At 70.3% G+C, this 17,881-nt stretch carries 17 protein-coding genes; 11 read left to right on the forward strand and 6 right to left on the reverse strand.

Annotated elements, in window-relative coordinates; genetic code table 11:
- Positions 1–7: 7 nt before the first annotated feature.
- Positions 8–733, reverse strand: coding sequence for a transcriptional repressor LexA (lexA, locus tag H9I49_RS17275; protein ID WP_188031606.1), 726 nt, complete (start codon positions 731–733; stop codon positions 8–10).
- A 227-nt stretch (positions 734–960) separates the two neighbouring features.
- On the opposite strand from lexA, the gene H9I49_RS17280 reads away from it, so the two are divergent.
- From H9I49_RS17280 to H9I49_RS17295, 4 genes are all read left to right on the forward strand, one after another.
- Positions 961–1,383 (forward strand): LysM peptidoglycan-binding domain-containing protein, encoded by a 423-nt coding sequence (locus H9I49_RS17280; protein WP_188031607.1) that lies wholly within the window; start codon positions 961–963, stop codon positions 1,381–1,383.
- Between the two features lie 292 nt (positions 1,384–1,675).
- Positions 1,676–1,990 (forward strand): hypothetical protein, encoded by a 315-nt coding sequence (locus H9I49_RS17285; RefSeq protein WP_188031608.1) that lies wholly within the window; start codon positions 1,676–1,678, stop codon positions 1,988–1,990.
- A complete protein-coding gene (locus H9I49_RS17290) occupies positions 1,987–3,750 on the forward strand; it encodes an alpha/beta hydrolase (protein WP_188031609.1) in 1,764 nt (587 codons plus the stop codon). The genes H9I49_RS17285 and H9I49_RS17290 overlap by 4 nt, the downstream gene beginning before the upstream one ends.
- Entirely contained in the window at positions 3,747–4,340 is a 594-nt protein-coding gene (locus tag H9I49_RS17295) for a hypothetical protein (RefSeq protein ID WP_188031610.1), read from the forward strand. Before H9I49_RS17290 ends, H9I49_RS17295 begins: the two co-directional genes overlap by 4 nt.
- Here the strand turns inward: H9I49_RS17295 and H9I49_RS17300 are convergent.
- Complete coding sequence (locus H9I49_RS17300) at positions 4,294–5,538, reverse strand: GAF domain-containing sensor histidine kinase (protein ID WP_188031611.1); 1,245 nt, start codon at positions 5,536–5,538, stop codon at positions 4,294–4,296. The two genes, H9I49_RS17295 and H9I49_RS17300, sit on opposite strands and share 47 nt — an antisense overlap.
- Positions 5,539–5,685: 147 nt before the next feature.
- Here H9I49_RS17300 and H9I49_RS17305 point away from each other — a divergent pair, with 147 nt between their 5' ends.
- The 3 genes from H9I49_RS17305 to H9I49_RS17315 all read left to right on the forward strand — a co-directional run bounded on the left by H9I49_RS17305 (position 5,686) and on the right by H9I49_RS17315 (position 10,145).
- Entirely contained in the window at positions 5,686–6,144 is a 459-nt protein-coding gene (locus H9I49_RS17305; protein WP_188031612.1) for a Crp/Fnr family transcriptional regulator, read from the forward strand.
- 434 nt (positions 6,145–6,578) lie between these two features.
- The gene (gene nrdR / locus H9I49_RS17310) at positions 6,579–7,076 is read left to right on the forward strand and encodes a transcriptional regulator NrdR (RefSeq protein WP_188031613.1); all 498 of its coding nucleotides are present in this window, start codon (positions 6,579–6,581) and stop codon (positions 7,074–7,076) included.
- 138 nt (positions 7,077–7,214) lie between these two features.
- Entirely contained in the window at positions 7,215–10,145 is a 2,931-nt protein-coding gene (locus H9I49_RS17315; RefSeq protein WP_188031614.1) for a vitamin B12-dependent ribonucleotide reductase, read from the forward strand.
- Positions 10,146–10,263: 118 nt separating this feature from the next.
- Here H9I49_RS17315 and H9I49_RS17320 read toward each other — a convergent pair whose 3' ends face one another.
- Complete coding sequence (locus tag H9I49_RS17320) at positions 10,264–10,578, reverse strand: hypothetical protein (RefSeq protein WP_188031803.1); 315 nt, start codon at positions 10,576–10,578, stop codon at positions 10,264–10,266.
- 218 nt (positions 10,579–10,796) lie between these two features.
- Between H9I49_RS17320 and H9I49_RS17325 the strand changes: the two genes are divergently transcribed.
- Together H9I49_RS17325 and H9I49_RS17330 are read left to right on the forward strand one after the other, a co-directional pair.
- On the forward strand, positions 10,797–10,958 hold the full coding sequence (locus H9I49_RS17325; RefSeq protein ID WP_188031615.1) for a hypothetical protein: 162 nt from the start codon (positions 10,797–10,799) through the stop codon (positions 10,956–10,958).
- Between the two features lie 232 nt (positions 10,959–11,190).
- The gene (locus tag H9I49_RS17330; protein WP_188031616.1) at positions 11,191–13,095 is read left to right on the forward strand and encodes a sialidase family protein; all 1,905 of its coding nucleotides are present in this window, start codon (positions 11,191–11,193) and stop codon (positions 13,093–13,095) included.
- Between the two features lie 105 nt (positions 13,096–13,200).
- On the opposite strand, the gene H9I49_RS17335 is transcribed toward H9I49_RS17330, so the two are convergent.
- Positions 13,201–13,569: a hypothetical protein gene (locus H9I49_RS17335; RefSeq protein ID WP_188031617.1), complete on the reverse strand. Its 369-nt coding sequence runs from the start codon at positions 13,567–13,569 to the stop codon at positions 13,201–13,203.
- A 78-nt stretch (positions 13,570–13,647) separates the two neighbouring features.
- The gene (locus H9I49_RS17340) at positions 13,648–14,787 is read right to left on the reverse strand and encodes a hemerythrin domain-containing protein (protein ID WP_188031618.1); all 1,140 of its coding nucleotides are present in this window, start codon (positions 14,785–14,787) and stop codon (positions 13,648–13,650) included.
- Between the two features lie 133 nt (positions 14,788–14,920).
- Here H9I49_RS17340 and H9I49_RS17345 point away from each other — a divergent pair, with 133 nt between their 5' ends.
- Positions 14,921–16,378, forward strand: a complete 1,458-nt coding sequence (locus tag H9I49_RS17345) for an NAD-dependent malic enzyme (protein WP_188031619.1) — start codon at positions 14,921–14,923, stop codon at positions 16,376–16,378.
- 9 nt (positions 16,379–16,387) lie between these two features.
- A complete protein-coding gene (locus H9I49_RS17350) occupies positions 16,388–17,371 on the forward strand; it encodes an aldo/keto reductase (protein WP_188031620.1) in 984 nt (327 codons plus the stop codon).
- 24 nt (positions 17,372–17,395) lie between these two features.
- Here the strand turns inward: H9I49_RS17350 and H9I49_RS17355 are convergent, their stop codons facing one another.
- Positions 17,396–17,803, reverse strand: a complete 408-nt coding sequence (locus H9I49_RS17355; RefSeq protein WP_188031621.1) for a transferase — start codon at positions 17,801–17,803, stop codon at positions 17,396–17,398.
- Between the last annotated feature and the right edge of the window lie 78 nt (positions 17,804–17,881).

A 17,881-nucleotide genomic window follows, 5' to 3' on the forward strand; every position in this document is an offset into this window, starting at 1 on the left:
CAGGTCCTCAGATGCGGCGCAGCACGGCTGTGACCTTGCCGAGGATGGTCGCGTCGTCACCGTCGATGGGCGAGAAGTCGGGGTTGTGCGGCATCAGCCACACGTGGCCGTCCTTGCGCTTGAAGGTCTTGACCGTCGCCTCGTTGTCGAGCATCGCCGCGACGACGTCACCGTTGTCGGCGTGCTGCTGCTGGCGCACGACGACCCAGTCGCCGTCACAGATGGCGGCATCGACCATGGAGTCGCCGTTGACCTTGAGGAGGAAGAGGTCGCCCTCGCCGACGAGCTGCTTCGGGAGTGGGAAGACGTCCTCGACGACCTCCTCGGCCGTGATGGGGACACCGGCGGCGATCTGCCCGAGGACCGGGACGTAGGAGGCCTCGGGGCGGGCGTCACCCGAGTCGGTCTCCGTGTCGTAGTGGTCGCCGCGGGGGCGTGGCGGCGTCGCGGCCCCGCCGCGGTAGCCGAGCTCCTCCGCCTTCGCGTCCGGGGAGACGACCTCGAGGGCGCGGGGACGATTGGGGTCGCGGCGCAGGTAGCCCTTGGCCACGAGCGCGTTGAGCTGGTGGGAGACGCTCGACGGGCTCGCCAGCCCGACCGCGTCACCGATCTCGCGCATGCTCGGCGGGTAGCCGCGACGATCGACGGAGTTGCGGATCACCTCGAGCACCCGGCGCTGACGCACCGTCAGGCCGTCGCCGCTGTCGCGGTCGGGAAGCTCGGTCACGCCCATGGTGTCCCCTTCTTCGGCTCCTCAGACCCCTGAGGGCCGCCCATGGGAGGCCAGTGTCAGTGGTGGCTGGTGAGGTTTGTGGTGTGAGGAAAGACTACGCAGTTCGAACACAGTTGCCAAACACCTGTTCGATGCGTGTCTCGACTTCATCGAACATACGTGCTACAACTCGTACAAGCGTTCTATCGAACACCTGTTCGCCGGATCAGGAGCAAGGGGAGGTCACCATGAGCGCCATCGTGCTCGAGGCCGTTCACCAGCCGCACGTGCGGGAGGTCGTGAGGCCACGACCAGCAGGTCGACCCAACCTCGTGTCCGTGCCCACCGGGAGCGAGGCGGTCCGGGCGGCGCGTGCGGCCGGGTCTGCCCAGCCCCCGATCCGGCTCACCCGCTTCGGCCGGCTCGTCGTCGCCCTGCTCGTTGCTGCCGTCATCTCGGTCCTGGCCGTCGGCCTCGTGGGCCAGATCGCCTCGGCGTCGGTCGAGCCGCGCGTCGTCACGGTGCAGTCCGGCCAGACGCTGTCCGGCATCGCCGCCCGTGAGCTCCCCGACCTGCCGACAGGAGAGGGCGTCGTCGAGCTCCAGATCGCCAACGCCCTCAGCACGAGCCACATCCACACCGGCCAGCAGCTCGTGATCCCGACTCGCTGACCCGAGCCCACGGGCTCACTTGGGCCACACCGAGGCCGTATGCCGTCCACCGGCTGCTGCTCGGCCGCCCTCCCGATCGGCCGCGTTGGCTCCACCTTCAGCGGCTGGCGCCGGCGGCGCTTCGACCCCGCCGCTCGCGCCCGGACGCCGCACCCCTGAGGAGGGGGTGCGGCGTTCTGCTGTCGCCTGCGCGGTGGCTGCCGCGCGCGTGTGACCGACAGGCCCTGTGGATGAGCGACGTCGCGCGTCCAGCGGCCGACCTAGCGTTGCTGCTCTCGGGAAGGGAGCGGGGATGAGGTTCGAGGTCGACACACGGACCCTGCGCGAGAGCGCCATGACGGTCGAGGAGGTCATGGCGCAGCTCGAGGGGCTCGGGATCGCGGACGACCTGCGACCGGTCGCCGTCGCAGTGCCGGGCGGTCGCACCGCCTGGGGCCTGCACCACGTCGCGACTGCCTGGCAGGCCCAGCTGGCCGGCACGCGCTGGCAGCTGCGCGAGCTCGGACGGTCGGTCTGGGCCTGCGCCGACGCCTACGACGCGGTCGACCGGGCCGTGCGTGACTCGTTGGCGCGGGCGAGACGGGGCGACGACGGGAGCAGTCGATGACGGCGAGCGCGCTGGGCTCAGGCCTGTCGGTGCGTGACGTCCGGGCGAGCCGGCCGCAGTCGCTCGTCGCCGTCAGCCGCAGGCTAGAGGAGCAGCGGCGGCGGGTCGTCACGATGGCCCAGCTGCTGCTGTGGCGGCGCTCGGCCGCACCGCGCTGGTCCGGGGCGGCATCGACAGCGGCGGCAGAGCGCTACGGCGTGGTGGTCGCGGGCCTCGGTCAGGTCGCGCAGGGCATCGCCGTCGCCGGACAGGCCCTCGGCCTCGCTGCCGGGCGGCTCCAGGGCGCCATCGACCTCGTCGGACGAGCCGACAGGCGGGCTGCTGCCGAAGGGGCGTGGGTCGACGACGACGGCACGCTCTTCCTACCCGTCCGCGCCACGGTCGGTGACCCGGCTGCGCAGGCCCATCGCGCCCGCCTCGACGAGCTCCTGCGTGCCGAGGTGCACGCCTGCCTCCTGAGGGCCCGCCACGCCGCGACCGAGACCGACGAGGAGCTCGCGCGCGCCCTGCTCGCCTCGGCGCGCGGCGTCACGCCCGGTTCGGGCGCAGGTGCGGCGGTGTCGCCGGTGCTGCCAGTCCCGCCGTCGGAACGTCCGGGTGCCGGCGACGACGCCGTGTTCGCGTCCGCAGCCTGGTGGAGGTCACTGACCGACGGTGAACGCCGCAGGGCGATCAGGGAGCGGCCCGAGTGGGTCGGCCCTCGTGACGGGGTGCCCGTGGCCGCCCGTCACGAGGCCAACCTGACCCTGCTGGCTCGCGCCGAGCGGGTGGCCGCCACGCGAGCGCGTGACGTGGACGCTGCGGTGGCGACACCGTGGCACGCTGCCGAGCGCACCCGGTCCGACGAACGGGTCGCCGACCTGAGAGCGATCCGCGACGTGCTCGGGCGCCGAGACGGCCTCGAGCGTCGGCTGCTCCTCGTCGACGCGAGCGAGCGCGACGTGAAGGTGGTCGTCGCGGTGGGTGATGTCGAGAGCGCCGAGCACCTGACGACGTTCGTCGGTGGGCTCACGACGACGGTGCGCGACGACCTCCCGCGCTACGACACCACCTTCGTCCGGATGCGGGCCGACGCGAAGGCGGTGGCGCGCGGCGACGTCGCGGTCGTGACGTGGATGGGCTACGACGCACCACAGCTCGACGAGATCGTCACCTCGATCGACCGCAACGTCCTGAACGCCAAGCTGGCCAGAGACAACGCCGACGCGCTGGCCGACTTCGTCACGGGTCTCGGAGCGGCCCGGGACAGGACCGCCCACCAGACGGTGTGGGCGCACTCCTACGGCGCGGTGCTGGCCGGGTTCGCCTCGTTGCGCACCAGCGGTATCGACGACCTCGCCGTGTTCGGCGCCCCGGGGCTGCCGTTCTCCGACGTCGACCGCACGAGTCTCAGACCGGGCGCGCTCAACGTGCTCGGGGCCATCGGCGACGACGTCTTCAACTACGGCTGGATGGTGCACGGAAACCCTCCGGCGTCCGTCGTGGGCGCGCTGCGGCTCTCGACCTTCGCTTCGAGGCAGCTCGGGGTCGGCTGCAACCACTTCCTTCACCCACGATCCGACTTCGTCGACGTCGGACGCACCTCGACGGGGCACTCCGACTACCTCCGGGCCGGCACCGACAGCGCCCGCAACCTCGTCGCGGTCGCCGCCGGGCGTCCCGACCTGCGCATCGTCCAGGGAGCCGACGAACGGGCCTGCGCGACGACCGGCCCCAGCCTGGGGATGGACCCACTGGCCTGGCCGAGGCCCGTCCCGTGAGCCGCCGCGACCGGCTCGTCGTCGGTGGCTGCGCACTGATCCTCGCGGTCCAGGCGGTGCCGCTCATCATCCTATGGGCGGTTGAGGGTCCTGAGACCGCCGGCGACGCCGCCCTCGTGGCGGTCTCGTCCCCGGCGCTGGTCGGTGTCACCGGCTTCGCGGTCGCGCTCGCCGCGGGCCTCGCGACGCCCAGGCTCGAGCCGCTCGAGCCCTCGCCCGGTCCCGTCGTCGAGCGGGGCGTCGGCGCCCCGGGGACGGGCGGCGGGTCCGGTCCGCACCGCCCGACGTCACAGCTGCGTACCGGCCTGCGCCGCGTGCGGTGGGCGGCGATCGCCGCGCTGTCCCACGTGGCGTCCCTGGCGCTCGCCTACGTCCTCGACAACGGCGCCCGGGCCGGATCCCACGCCTTCGGCGAGTCACTCGACGACGGGTCCGCGATGTGGGGCTTCGCGGTCCTGGTCATCCACGGTCTCGTCCTGGACCTGCGTGGGCTGGTGGCGTTCGGGGTCGCCTTCGTCGTCCTCGCGCTGGCCCGGCGGCCCGTCAGGGCCGCGGCGCCGGGGCGTCCGGTATCTCGAACCACACCGTGATCCCAGGGCCGTCGACCGGGCTGATCCCGATCGCGCCGCCGTGGGCTTCGACGATGCGCTTGACGGTCGCGAGGCCGATGCCACTACCGTCGACAGACGTCTCGACCCGGCTGAAGAGCCCGAACACTCGATCCCGCTCGCTGGCGGGAATGCCGATCCCGTTGTCCTGCACGGAGATCCGCCAGGACGCCTGGCGCCGCTCGGCCGAGACCTGGATCACCGGGGGAACATCTGGCCGGGCGTACTTCACGGCATTGGACAGGAGGTTGAGCAGGACGGAGTAGAGCTGCTGGTCGTCCGAGTCGACGGTCGGCAGAGGACCTACGGTGACCTGTGCGTCTCGCGCCACCAGGGTCGGCGCGAGGTCCTCCAAGACCGACGTGACGACCGCCTCGACGTCGGTCGGGATGGTCCGCAGCTGGGCTCCGACCCGGGCGTGGGCCAGGATCTGCTCGATCATGCCGGCCATCCGAGTCGCCGACCGGAACGCCGTCGCGACGAGGCGCTCGGCCCACTCGTCCTGTGCGACCGACGGTTGCTGCCCGAGCATCTCGGTGCTCGCCATGATCGCGGTGAGCGGCGTGCGCAGGTCGTGGCTGATCTGACCGGCGAACACGGAGAGCGCCTCGTTGGACCGGCGCAGCTCGTCACGGGTCTCGGTCAGCTGGGTGAGCGACTCCTCGAGCTCCCTGCTCCGCAGCCGCAGCTCGAGCACGTCCACCACGCGTTCGGCGATCGCGACGAGGGCGTCCTGCTGGGCGTCGTTGAGGTGGCGCGGCTTGAAGTCGAAGACACAGAGGCGGCCGATGATGACGCCCATCGGCGTCGTGAGCGGGGAGGAGGCGTAGAACCGGACCTTGCTGAGGGCGCCCGACACGAAGGGGTTGTCGCGGAACCGTTCGTCCTCCCTGGCATCGGGCACGACGACGCGTTCGGGTCGGTCGAGCACTGCCGCGCACATCGCGTCCTCGCGGGCGCAGATTGCGGGCTCGAAGCCCGTCGTCGCGAGCTGCTGTTGCGTCGTCGAGGTGACGATGTTGATCGCGGCGGTGGGCACCGCGCTGATCTGCGCCGCGATCTCGACCAGGGCCTGGAGCTCACGTCCCGGCGCGTGCCCGAACACGTCGTAGCGGCCCAGCTCGGCTTCACGGCGCTCGTCCGCAGCGAGCCGGTCGAGCTCTGATGTCCGGTTTGTCACGTTCAGAGCCTCCGCCATCGACCCCGTCCGGGCAAGCTGGACCACGCCTGTGTCTCAGGACCGGCCACCGAAGCCAGACAGTCCGTACGAACCCTGCCTATCGGGCCCGCACCGCGGGCCTGAGGACTACGGTCGAAAGGTCGGTCCATGAGGCGGGCCGCGGTGTGGGAGGCGACCATGAACCTGAAGGACTCGCTGTGCGGGGTGGAGCTGTTCTGCGAGCTGCCCGACGACCTCGTCGAGGAGATGATCGCGCGTGGCTCGACGTGGGAGGTCAGTCCAGGTGTCCCCCTGGTCAAGCAGGGGGACCCCGGCGCCGGGATGGTGATGCTCATCAACGGCACCGCTGACGTCGACGTCGACGGGCGCGCCGTGGGATCGCTGTCGGCCGGTGACTACTTCGGCGAGATGTCGCTCATCGACGGGTCGGGCCGGACGGCCACCGTCACGAGCGGGCCCGAGGGCGCGACCGCGTTCCGGCTGTCTCCCGCAGCCTTCATGGACCTGATCCAGCAGCACCCGCACACCGCCATGCTGCTGCTCAAAGGGCTGGTCACCCGGGTGCGTCAGCTCGAGGGCCAGCTGGGCGGCGCCACGTCCGGCTGAGATCGGGCCAGCATCGGCCGACCGGGGCCCACGTGCGCCCAGCCGCCCCAAGATGGGGTGCGGCTCGTGGCGCCCGCCCCCAGATGTTGGGGTCGAGGCCTCGCGACACGCCCGAGACCTATGGGGCTGATGTGACGTTTGTGCAGGTCAGCGACACGACGCGCCGGACCCGGTCGATCTGCTTGCGATGGCGGTCACTCCATGCCTACAGTTACCCCTACATCTAGTAGTTACACAGATGTAAGACGTCCACATGTAGTCCCCAGGCAGATGGGGTTTACACACAGGTCATCCCCACGTCGTCCCCAGATCCATCCCCAGCCCCGGCCGGTCCCACGAACACCGACCGGGGCGGCGGGAAGGGCGGCGGACGGCATACGGGATGACCGCCCAACGTTGAACGACTGGGTCTCGGGAAGGGAAGGTGACCAGGCGTGCACTGTCCGTTCTGTCGCCACACCGACTCGCGTGTCATCGACTCGCGCACCACGGACGACGGCGCCTGCATCCGGCGCCGGCGCCAGTGCCCCGAGTGCAACCGCCGCTTCACGACGCTCGAGACCTCGAGCCTCAACGTGATCAAGCGGTCCGGAGCATCTGAGCCGTTCAGCCGGGCCAAGGTCCTCTCCGGGGTGCGCAAGGCATGCCAGGGCCGGCCCGTGAGCGAGGACGACCTGGCTCTGCTCGCCCAGAAGGTCGAGGAGGCCATCCGGTCGCAGGGCAACGCCGAGATCGAGGCGCACGAGGTCGGCATGGCCGTCCTCGAGCCGCTCCGCGAGCTCGACGAAGTCGCCTACCTCAGGTTCGCCAGCGTGTACCAGGCGTGGGAGAGCCTCGAGGACTTCGAGGGAGCCATCGCGCTCCTCCGAGCCGAGCGCGACGCGCTGGGGGAGGAGCCCACCGCTCCCTCACCGCTCGACGCACAGCGGTAACCACCCTCCACGAACAGGTCGCCGAACGGCCAAGGGGACTGTCAGACCCCGGCGAGAAACTGACTGCAGTGAGCACGCAGGACGAGAAGCAGGCACTAGGGCCCATCAGGGCACACACGGTCAGGGAGGCCGCACGACATGACGGAGATCGGTAACCGCAGCTCACGCTCGAAGGCAGGCGCCAAGGGCGTCAAGATCGAGCGCATCTACACCACGCCCGGCGTCCACCCGTACGACGAGGTGACGTGGGAGAAGCGCGACGTCGTCCAGCAGAACTGGAAGACCGGCGAGACGATCTTCGAGCAGCGCGGGGTCGAGTTTCCCGACTTCTGGTCGGTCAACGCGAGCACGATCGTCACCACCAAGTACTTCCGCGGCGCCGTCGGCACGGCCGCGCGTGAGGTCTCGCTCAAGCAGCTCATCGACCGCGTCGTGCTCACCTACGTCGCCGCCGGCAAGAGCAACGGCTACTTCGCCACGACCGACGACGCCGAGATCTTCGAGCACGAGCTGACGCACGCACTGCTGCACCAGGTCTTCTCGTTCAACTCGCCCGTGTGGTTCAACGTCGGCACGAAGAGCCCGCAGCAGGTCTCCGCCTGCTTCATCCTCTCCGTCGACGACTCGATGGACTCGATCCTCAACTGGTACAAGGAAGAGGGCAAGATCTTCCAGGGCGGCTCGGGCGCGGGTCTCAACCTGTCGCGCATCCGCTCGTCCAAGGAGCTGCTCTCCTCGGGTGGCACGGCCTCCGGCCCGGTGTCGTTCATGCGCGGCGCCGACGCGTCCGCCGGCACGATCAAGTCGGGCGGCGCGACGCGTCGTGCGGCCAAGATGGTCGTGCTCGACGTCGACCACCCCGACATCGAGGAGTTCGTCGAGACGAAGGCGCGTGAGGAGGACAAGATCCGCGCGCTGCGCGACGCCGGCTTCGACATGGACCTCGGCGGCAAGGACATCGTCTCCGTCCAGTACCAGAACGCCAACAACTCGGTCCGCGTCAACGACGAGTTCATGAAGGCCGTCGAGGAGGGCACGAACTTCGGCCTGCGCTCGCGTCTCGACGGCTCGGTCATCGAGGAGGTCGACGCGCGTGAGCTCTTCGGCAAGATCGCGAAGGCCGCGTGGGAGTGCGCCGACCCGGGCATCCAGTACGACGACACGATCAACGCGTGGCACACGAACCCCGAGACGGGCCGCATCACGGCCTCCAACCCGTGCTCGGAGTACATGTCGCTCGACAACTCCTCGTGCAACCTCGCCTCGCTCAACCTGCTCAAGTTCCTCCGCGACGACGACACGTTCGACGGAGTGACCTTCCAGAAGGTCGTCGAGCTCGTCATCACGGCGATGGACATCTCGATCTGCTTCGCGGACTTCCCGACCGAGCCGATCGGGGAGACGACGCGCAACTACCGCCAGCTCGGCATCGGCTACGCCAACCTCGGCGCGCTGCTCATGGCAACGGGCCACGGCTACGACTCCGAGGGTGGCCGTTCGCTGGCCGCCACGATCACCTCGCTCCTCACGGGTGCGGCCTACAAGCGCTCGGCCGAGATGGCCTCCGTGGTGGGCGCGTACGCCGGCTACGCCCGCAACGCCGACGCGCACAAGCGGGTCATGCGCAAGCACCAGGCCGCCAACGACAACATCAAGACGCTCGACGCGATGGACTCCGATGTCCACAAGCTCGCGACGAAGGCGTGGGACGACGTCGTCAAGCTCGGCGAGAAGCACGGCTACCGCAACGCGCAGGCGTCGGTGCTGGCCCCGACGGGCACCATCGGCTTCATGATGGACTGCGACACGACGGGGATCGAGCCGGACTTCTCGCTCGTCAAGTTCAAGAAGCTCGTCGGCGGCGGCTCGATGCAGATCGTCAACCTGACGATCCCGCGGGCCCTGAAGAAGCTCGGCTACCAGCAGGAGTCCATCGAGGCCATCGTCGAGTACATCGCCGACAAGGGCCACGTCATCGACGCTCCCGGCCTCAAGCCCGAGCACTACGAGGTGTTCGACACGGCCATGGGTGCACGTGCCATCCCGCCGATGGGTCACGTGCGCATGATGGCTGCGACGCAGCCGTTCCTCTCGGGTGCCATCTCGAAGACGGTCAACCTGCCCGAGACGGCCACGGTCGAGGAGATCCAGGACGTCTACATGCAGGGCTGGACGCTCGGCATCAAGGCGCTCGCCGTCTACCGCGACAACTGCAAGGTCGGCCAGCCGCTCTCGGACGGTGGATCGACCGCCAAGGACGCTGCTGCCGACAAGGCGGCCGCGGCCGGCGAGGTCAAGGTCGAGAAGGTCATCGAGTACCGCCCGGTCCGTCGCCGCCTGCCCAAGCGCCGCACGTCGCAGACGACGTCGTTCGCCGTCGGTGGTGGTGAGGGCTACCTGACGGCCGGCACGTACGACGACCAGCAGCTCGGCGAGATCTTCCTCAAGTTCGGCAAGCAGGGCTCCACCCTGGCCGGCGTGATGGACGCCTTCTCGATCGCGGTCTCGATCGGCCTGCAGTACGGCGTGCCCCTCGAGACGTTCGTGGAGAAGTTCACCAATCTCCGCTTCGAGCCGGCCGGTCTCACGGACGACCCGGACGTGCGCATGGCTTCGTCGATCATGGACTACGTCTTCCGGCGCCTCGCGCTCGACTACCTCGACTACGACACCCGCTCGTTCATGGGCATCCACACGGCTGCCGAGCGGGCGCGCCAGGTCGAGACGGGCTCCTACGAGGCGATCGAGTCCGACGAGTCGGACGAGGACCTCGAGGACGAGCTCAAGTCGCTCCAGCAGTCGGCTCCCGTTTCGAAGAAGGCCGAGCACAAGGCTGAGGAGACGGCCAAGGCCGAGTCCAAGCAGACGGCGGTCGAGGTCAACTTCGGCGCCGGCGCGGCCTCCGCTCGTGCCGCGTCCTCGGACGTGCACAGCTCGGCCGAGCTGCTGGAGAAGTTCGGCGGCATCACGGCCGACGCACCGATCTGCATGACGTGCGGCACGAAGATGCGTCCCGCCGGGTCGTGCTACGTCTGCGAGGGCTGCGGAAGCACGAGCGGCTGCAGCTGAGCTTGAACCGAGTTGGATGTCAGTGAGTTCTGATCGTGGCGGGGGACTCCCACCGCTGTGACTGACCCTGATCCACGTCGCTGCGTTTGAGGGCGGGCCGTTTCGACGGCCCGCCCTCTCACGTGTCCTGATCCGTGCGTGGTTCGTCGACGATGCGGTATCCGAACCTCGGGGTCGTCGCCATGACGGGCGGGTCGCCCACCTTGCGTCGAAGACGGCCGATCGTCACCGTGCACTGCCTGACGAGGGGCCGGTCTCGCTGGGCGAAGTCATCGCTCCTTCCCTGGTGGCGCGCGCCGCCGACCTTGGCGCTCGCGGCCTCGGCGTGGTGAGCGACCTGGGGGCGGCGGCGGGGACGACCGGCAGCTCGAGGCTGCTGTGTCCAGTCGTCGACAACCTCGTCGACAACCTCGTCGACAATGCGGTCGTCCACGCGTCGCCGGACGGCCCCTGTGGTGGTGACCGGCGCTGACGGCGAGGAGTCCGTGTCCCTCGTCGTCGAGACCTGGGGCCTTCGCTGGACCCGGCCGCGGTGGCTCGGCTCGGCCGCCCCTTCGAGCGGCTGTCATCGGATCGCACGGGGTCCGATCGCGGCTCGGGCCTCGGGCTGTCCATCGCGGCCCAGTGGTGCTCCTCTACGTGGTCGCTGCCGTGCCGCTACTGCCGGACGAGGTCACGCGATGGATCCCGCGCGTGACGCCGGCTGCAGGCTTCTCGGTGCCGCAGACGCTCGTCGGCCATCCCCTGGTGCTCACCCACGCGACACCTTCCGACGGGTTCTTCCCCACCCGTGGTGGGCGGGCCTTGCCGTGACCTGGCTGTATGCCGCAGCGGCGACCTGGCTGGGCATCCGGAGGCGACCGCGCCGATCGCCCCTCTCAGGCGAGGTAACTCAGGCATCGGCGCCCCTCCCGAAGCCAACACAGGAAGTCCACGGACCCGCGCTGAATTGACGACCGGGAAACCCGCCGAAGGGCTGACAGCGGGGTCCGGTCGGAGGAGCGTGGATACGTCCACTACGGCACACTCCCGACAGGGCAGCACCATGCACAGACGACTCATCGTCGGCATCGTCACCGGTGTAGCGACGGTACTGGCACCCATCGCGGTCACGGGCACGACCTCAGCCGCCCCGATGGCGGACTTCGCGGTCTCCGATGACGGCGCCTACACGAGACACGACGGCGGCACCGACCAGGCGATCGCCCACTGCGGCAACCCCGCCACAAGCCCCGCCCCTGACGACGTCGCGAACGACGGGGACTCCGACTCCAACGACGGTGGCAACCGGCGCCAGGGCAACGAACCCACGGTGGCCATCGACCCGACCAACCCCGACGTCGTCGTCGCGGGCTGGAACGACTACTGCATGACGGACCTCGCGGCCGGTTGGATGGGCCTCGGCTTCTCCACCGACGGCGGCCGCAGCTGGTTCGACTCAGCGCTCCCGGGCTACCCGCTCGACAACTCGACCGAGGGCATGGCCTCGCCGCTCAAGGGGCGCACCGACTCGGGCGACCCGCTCGTCGCATTCGACAACGACGGCCGGCTGTTCGTCGGCGGCATCGCGTTCAACCGGGTCATGCCGCAGAACGGCTCGGTCTTCGTGTCGACCTACGCCGCGGGCCCCGGGCCGGCAGGGCCCACGGGGCAGCTCCCGAAGGACTACCTGCGCACCCGCATCATCGACAAGGCGGGCACGCCCTCGCTCGCCGGCATCTTCCAGGACAAGCCCTCGATGGAGGTGGACCGCAGCACGGCCAGCCGGTTCGAGGACAACGTCTACTTCTGCTGGAGCAAGTTCCAGGGCAACGCCGGCCGTACGAAGATCTACTTCTCGCGCTCGACCGACCACGGGGCGACCTGGCAGAACGGCCAGATCGTCTCGGACGGCGCGGTCCAGGGCTGCGACATCGCGGTCGAGCACGACGGCGACGTCTACGTCTCGTGGCGCAGCTTCGGCACGAGCAACCCGAACCAGCGCAACGGCATGCGCGTCGTGCGGTCCACCGACGGCGGGCTGACCTTCAGCAAGCCCGTGCAGATCGCCACCTTCACGTCCTACTTCCCCAACATCGGTGGAGCACGCGACTGCGGCGACGGGCCGTTCGTGTGCGCGGCCCCGAGCTTCGTGTTCCCGCGAATTCCGTTGGAGCCCAGGCTGACTGCAGACCAGAGCGGGAAGGTCCCCGGCGTCTTCGCGACGTGGAACGCGGTCGACCCGGCGAGCATCGTCCCGAGCCAGACGGCATACTCCTCGGCGACGCCGGGGACCGTCGGCCGCTCGCTCGTCTACGTGGCACGGTCGACGACGAACGGCACGAGCTGGTCACCAGGGGTTGCCGTCGACCCGTCACCGGGCGACCCCGGCCACCAGTTCTTCTCGGACGTCGACGCGTATGGCGGCATGCTCGTCGCGATCTGGCAGGACAACCGGACCGATGACGCCTACTCCGTGCAGCGCCCGGTCGGGAACCGGCTCGACGCCCAGGGCCGGGCTGTGTCGTCGGGGACCGACGTCGTCGCCACCTACGCCGCGACGTCGACCGACGGCGTCACGTGGACGCCGCAGGGGATGATCTCGGCCACGACCCACCAGCCGTCCTACGAGATGTTCGGCAGCCGCGACATCCCGTTCCAGGGCGACTACAACTGGGTCGCTGTCGCCGACGGCAACGGCGCGGCGGGCGGCGGCCTCTTCGCCTACGCGGCCTGGACCGACAACCGCGAGGTCGTGCCCGGCGTGGACCCCCGAGAGACCGAGGCGGAGGGCGGGTTCGTCGACGGTTTCGACGTGCTCCAGTGCCGCGTCGACCTGGGCCGCGCGGCGGGCGAGGTCAACCGCGACGTCCCGCTGGCGCGCGCAGACGCCCCGTACACGGGTGACAACTGCGGCAACGGCGGAGGCCTCGACCAGGACATCTTCGGCACACGGATCCTGCTCGACTGACGTTGGGGCATCCCTCTTCGGGGGTCAGAACGAGGCGCCGTCGGGCTCGTGCCTGACGGCGCCTCCGGCCGCGACACCTACGCCACACCTACGTCACGTCTGCGCTCAGTCGCGCTCCCACGGCGCGTCCTCGCCCATCTTCTTGTAGTACTTCGCAAGGTGGCTCTTGACGCGGTCGACGTCCTTGCTCGGCAGGTCGACCCCGCCCCGAGAGCCCTGCATCACGGCAGCCGCCGCCATGACGCCGCGTGGCACGGCGACGAGCCTGCCGCCGACGACGTCGGCGATGAGCAGCTTGTATGCCGTGAAGTTGTCCTTCTTGTCGGCGTCGTACCAGACGTGGGCGTCCCGGTACCGCTCGTTCGGCTCGTCCTCCGCGCCCGCGAGCTGGCGCACGCGCTTCTCGGCCGCGTCACCGTCCCACTCCCGGTCGCGATCGGCGAGTGGAAGGTCCTGGAAGCTCGTCACTGCCATCGTCTCGGCTCCTTCTCGTGGACGGACTGACGTCCTGCCACATACCCGAAGCAGGACGCGCCGTACGACCGGGCGCGATCAGGCCTGCGCCGACGCGAGGCGGCGAACCTCACCCTTCGCTGCCTCGAGCATCTCGGAGAAGCTGCCGCTGCGGGTCTGTGCCCAGGCCTCCTGCGCCGCGAACGCCCTCACAACGACCGCGGCATCAGCGTCACTGAGCTGCTCGGCGAGGCCGGGCAGCTCCTCGAGCTCCTCGGCCTGCGCGTGCCGGGTGACGGCCTCCTCGATGAGGCTGAGCTGCGTGCGGAAGGCCTGCGAGTCGACGCCCAGCTGCTCGAGCCGCTCGAGCTGCAGGGCGACCCCCGCCTCCTCGCGGAGTCGCTCGGCGCCCACATCGGCTCCGTCCACCGCAGGGACGCGCGGATGCAGCAGCTCCTCCTCCACGGCCTCGTGACCCGCCAGGTAGGCGAGCAGGTGTCGCAGTGCGGCGGCTCGGTCGTCGGTGCCGGCGGTGCCCAGCTCCTGGAGCATGAGCCGGATGCGAGCGTGCTGGGCGGTGACCGCCTCGAGCACGTCCGGTGCCGGCCGCCCGGGTACCGTCGCCGGGTTGCCGACCCCGCCGGCACCGTCGGCATCCGCTCCAGGCCCTGATCGCCCTGCTCCATCGAATGCCGGGTGGCGGCTCGACACCTTTCGCGCCGACGCCAGGTGCCCGCCGAGGTACCCGGCTGCTGCGGCGGCGCCGGCACCAGCAAGGGCCAGCGCCGTTCCCACTCCGTGACGGTCACGGCGCCGGGCAGTCCACGAGCTCGTGTAGAGCGAGATGGCCGTGACGTTGAGCGCGGCGTGCACCACGCCGACCCGCCGCACGGGCCGCTCGGTGCGGTGCCACTCGACCCAGCCCGATGCCGCGGTCGGAGCCGCAGACAGCAACCCGATGCCGAGCAGGCGCTGGGCGGCCGGTCTCGCGGCGCTGCCGCCGAACAGGTCGAGCACGGTGGTCGCGGTCCAGAGGCCGAGAGGCAGGTCGGTGAGGCTCGGATGGAGCGCGTGCCCCATCCAGTCACCGCCCAGCGCCGCCCGGGCGGCCTGACGGCCGAACGGGGCGGTGAGCCGGCCGAGCGTGTCGACGACCGGATCGAGGCGCGTGTCCTGCTCGAGGGCCACGGCGGCCCTCGCGGGAGGGGGCAGCTGTCGAAGGGCGTGTCGCGAGGTCATGCAGGGCCCTTACCCCGCAGGCCCTGCCGTCTCGCGGAAGTCGTGGATCGGCCGGGCGTGTGGGTGCGCCGTGACGGAGCCACGGGTGGAGGATGGGCGGGTCGGCAGTCCCAACCAAGCAGGAGGATCGCTCATGGCCACCCCGAGCCCCGGGTACTCGATCACGGTCCGGGCCGAGCTGCCGGCCGTGTCCACCGCCACTGCCGCGCTGACGACCGCTGTGGCGTCGGCCGGCGGCGCGCTCACGGCACTGGACGTGGCCGAGAGCCGCACCGACCGAATCGTCGTCGACGTCACGTGCGACACGACGGACGAGGCTCACGCACAGCTCATCACCGAGGCCATCGCGCGAATCCCCGGAGCCGTGGTGCGCAAGGTCAGCGACCAGACGTTCCTGCTCCACCTCGGCGGCAAGATCGAGGTGAACCCCAAGGTGCCGCTCAAGCACCGTGACGACCTGTCCCGCGCCTACACGCCCGGCGTCGCCAGGATCTGCCGCGCCATCGCGGAGCACCCCGAGGACGCGCGACGCCTCACGATCAAGCGCAACACCGTCGCCGTCGTCACCGACGGGTCGGCCGTGCTCGGCCTCGGCAACATCGGGCCCCTCGCGGCCCTCCCGGTGATGGAGGGCAAGGCGGCGCTCTTCAAGCAGTTCGGGGGGGTCGACGCGTGGCCGGTCTGCCTCGACACCCAGGACTCCGACGAGCTCATAGAGATCGTGCGAGCCATCGCACCCGTGTACGGCGGCATCAACCTCGAGGACATCTCGGCCCCGCGATGCTTCGAGATCGAGGCCCGCCTGCGCGAGCTGCTCGACATCCCGGTGTTCCACGACGACCAGCACGGCACGGCTATCGTCGTTCTCGCGGCGTTGACCAATGCGCTCCGCGTCGTGGGCAAGTCGATCGACGACGTACGCATCGTGGTCTCCGGCGTGGGCGCCGCCGGGCACGCGATCATCCGGCTCCTGCTGAGCCAGGGCGCGTCCGACATCATCGCCTGCGGCCGCAGCGGGGCGGTGCATGCTGGTCAGGACGGCATGGAGCCGTTCCGCCAGTGGATCGCCGACCACACCAATGCCAGCCGGCAGACCGGCACGCTCCAGGAGGTCCTGGCCGGGGCCGACGTCTTCATCGGGGTCTCGGCCCCCGATCTGCTCACCGGCGACGACATCGCGACGATGGCCGCCGACGCGATCGTCTTCGCCCTCGCCAACCCCGTTCCGGAGGTCGACGCCATCGCCGCGAGCGAGCACGCCTCCGTCGTCGCCACGGGTCGTTCCGACTTCCCGAACCAGATCAACAACGTGCTCGTCTTCCCGGGGTTCTTCCGGGGCCTGCTCGACGCCCACGTCTCGGACATCACCGACGAGATGATGGTCGCGGCGGCCACCGCCATCGCCGACACCGTGGAGCCGGGCGAGCTCAACGCCAGCTTCATCATCCCCAGCGTGTTCGACACCAAGGTCGCGCCCGCGGTGGCCGAGGCTGTCCGCCAGGCCGCGGCCGCGTCGTCTGCTGCGCCGTCTGCAGCCGCGCCCGAGTCCGCGCCACGGGCCGCCGCCGGGGCACCGGCCACCGGGCCCTAGGCTCGGCGCATGCAGAGTCGTCCACTGGGTCGTACCGGTCGTCAGGTCTCCGTCATCGGGCTCGGCTGCTGGCAGCTCGGCGCCGACTGGGGCGCCGTCGGTGAGGCGGAGGCGATGAAGGTGCTCCATGCGGCCGTCGACGCGGGCGTCACCTTCCTCGACACCGCCGACGTCTATGGCGACGGTCGGAGCGAGACTCTCATCGGCCGGCTCCTCGCCGAGCGCCCGGACTCAGGGCTGACCGTCGCGACGAAGATGGGACGTCGCGCGGACCCGCACGTGCCCGAGGCCTACACGCTCGAAGCGTTCCGGACGTGGACCGACCGGAGCCGCCGCAACCTCGGGGTCGAGCGCCTCGACCTCGTGCAGCTGCACTGTCCGCCCACTCCCGTCTTCTCCGACGACCGCGTCTACGACGCGCTCGACACGCTCGTCGACGAGGGCGCCATCGCGGCATACGGCGTCTCCGTGGAGACGTGCGACGAGGCGCTCACGGCCATCGCCCGCCCGCACGTCGCGAGCGTCCAGATCATCCTCAACGCCTTCCGGCGCAAGCCGCTCGAGAAAGTGCTACCTGCGGCAGAGGCCACTGGAGTCGGGATCATCGCGCGCGTGCCCCTGGCGAGCGGACTGCTGTCGGGCAAGTACGACGAGACCACGACCTTCGCGCCCGACGACCACCGTAGCTACAACCGCGGCGGCGAGGCGTTCGACGTCGGCGAGACCTTCTCGGGGGTGCCCTTCGACGTCGGGGTGCGCGCCGCACGACGGGTGAGCGAGCTCGCCGCACCCCTCCCCGCGGCCCAGGTGGCGCTGCGCTGGGTCATCGACCAGCCCGGGGTCAGCACTGTGATCCCCGGGGCTCGCAGCGAGGCCCAGGTGCAGGGCAATGCCGCCTCGGCAGCCGTGAGCCCGCTCTCGGACGACGTCCTCGAGGGGCTGCGTGAGGTCTACGACTCCGAGATCCGCGAGCACGTCCACGGCCGCTGGTGACCGTCAGGTGACGCAGCGAGCTCGTCAGGCTGCGCGGCGGCTGCGCGATCCGGGGCGTACGACGGCGCCCTCGGGGAGGACCTTGTCGGTGTCGACGCGGGCGCCGTCCCAGATGTGGGCGTTGCTGCCGACCTTCGCGCGCGCGCCGATCTTCGCGTCCCGTCCCACGACCGCTCCGGGGCCGACGTGTGCGGCTGACCCGACGACCGCCGCCGCGTGGACCACCGCGCCACGGTCGATCCAGGCGCCGTTGCCGATTCGGACTCCCGCTCCGATGACCGCCTCACGGTCGACGTAGGCGGACTCACCGATGTATGCCGTCGGGTCGACGTGGGCGTGCGACTCGACGAAGCCGCCGCCGTTGTCGTGGCGGGCATAGCGCAGCATCGTTCCGTTGTCCTCTTCGAACTCTTCGTACTTCCTTCGCCTCATGTGCACCCCCTCCATGGTTGTGGCGCGGACAGTCTGCCCGCGCGCTTCTCTCGTGCGGGTCAACGTTCAAGTGAACCT

This window comes from Terrabacter sp. MAHUQ-38, assembly GCF_014518425.1.
Taxonomy (GTDB): domain Bacteria; phylum Actinomycetota; class Actinomycetes; order Actinomycetales; family Dermatophilaceae; genus Terrabacter.

What these genes read in the sequence shown, in the direction of transcription:
- lexA (WP_188031606.1), bottom strand. Translation starts at nt 733, where the DNA reads ATGGGCGTGACCGAGCTTCCCGACCGCGACAGCGGCGACGGCCTGACG.
- H9I49_RS17280 (WP_188031607.1), top strand. Translation starts at nt 961, where the DNA reads ATGAGCGCCATCGTGCTCGAGGCCGTTCACCAGCCGCACGTGCGGGAG.
- H9I49_RS17285 (WP_188031608.1), top strand. Translation starts at nt 1,676, where the DNA reads ATGAGGTTCGAGGTCGACACACGGACCCTGCGCGAGAGCGCCATGACG.
- H9I49_RS17290 (WP_188031609.1), top strand. Translation starts at nt 1,987, where the DNA reads ATGACGGCGAGCGCGCTGGGCTCAGGCCTGTCGGTGCGTGACGTCCGG.
- H9I49_RS17305 (WP_188031612.1), top strand. Translation starts at nt 5,686, where the DNA reads ATGAGGCGGGCCGCGGTGTGGGAGGCGACCATGAACCTGAAGGACTCG.
- H9I49_RS17315 (WP_188031614.1), top strand. Translation starts at nt 7,215, where the DNA reads ATGACGGAGATCGGTAACCGCAGCTCACGCTCGAAGGCAGGCGCCAAG.
- H9I49_RS17330 (WP_188031616.1), top strand. Translation starts at nt 11,191, where the DNA reads ATGCACAGACGACTCATCGTCGGCATCGTCACCGGTGTAGCGACGGTA.
- H9I49_RS17335 (WP_188031617.1), bottom strand. Translation starts at nt 13,569, where the DNA reads ATGGCAGTGACGAGCTTCCAGGACCTTCCACTCGCCGATCGCGACCGG.
- H9I49_RS17340 (WP_188031618.1), bottom strand. Translation starts at nt 14,787, where the DNA reads ATGACCTCGCGACACGCCCTTCGACAGCTGCCCCCTCCCGCGAGGGCC.
- H9I49_RS17345 (WP_188031619.1), top strand. Translation starts at nt 14,921, where the DNA reads ATGGCCACCCCGAGCCCCGGGTACTCGATCACGGTCCGGGCCGAGCTG.
- H9I49_RS17350 (WP_188031620.1), top strand. Translation starts at nt 16,388, where the DNA reads ATGCAGAGTCGTCCACTGGGTCGTACCGGTCGTCAGGTCTCCGTCATC.
- H9I49_RS17355 (WP_188031621.1), bottom strand. Translation starts at nt 17,803, where the DNA reads ATGAGGCGAAGGAAGTACGAAGAGTTCGAAGAGGACAACGGAACGATG.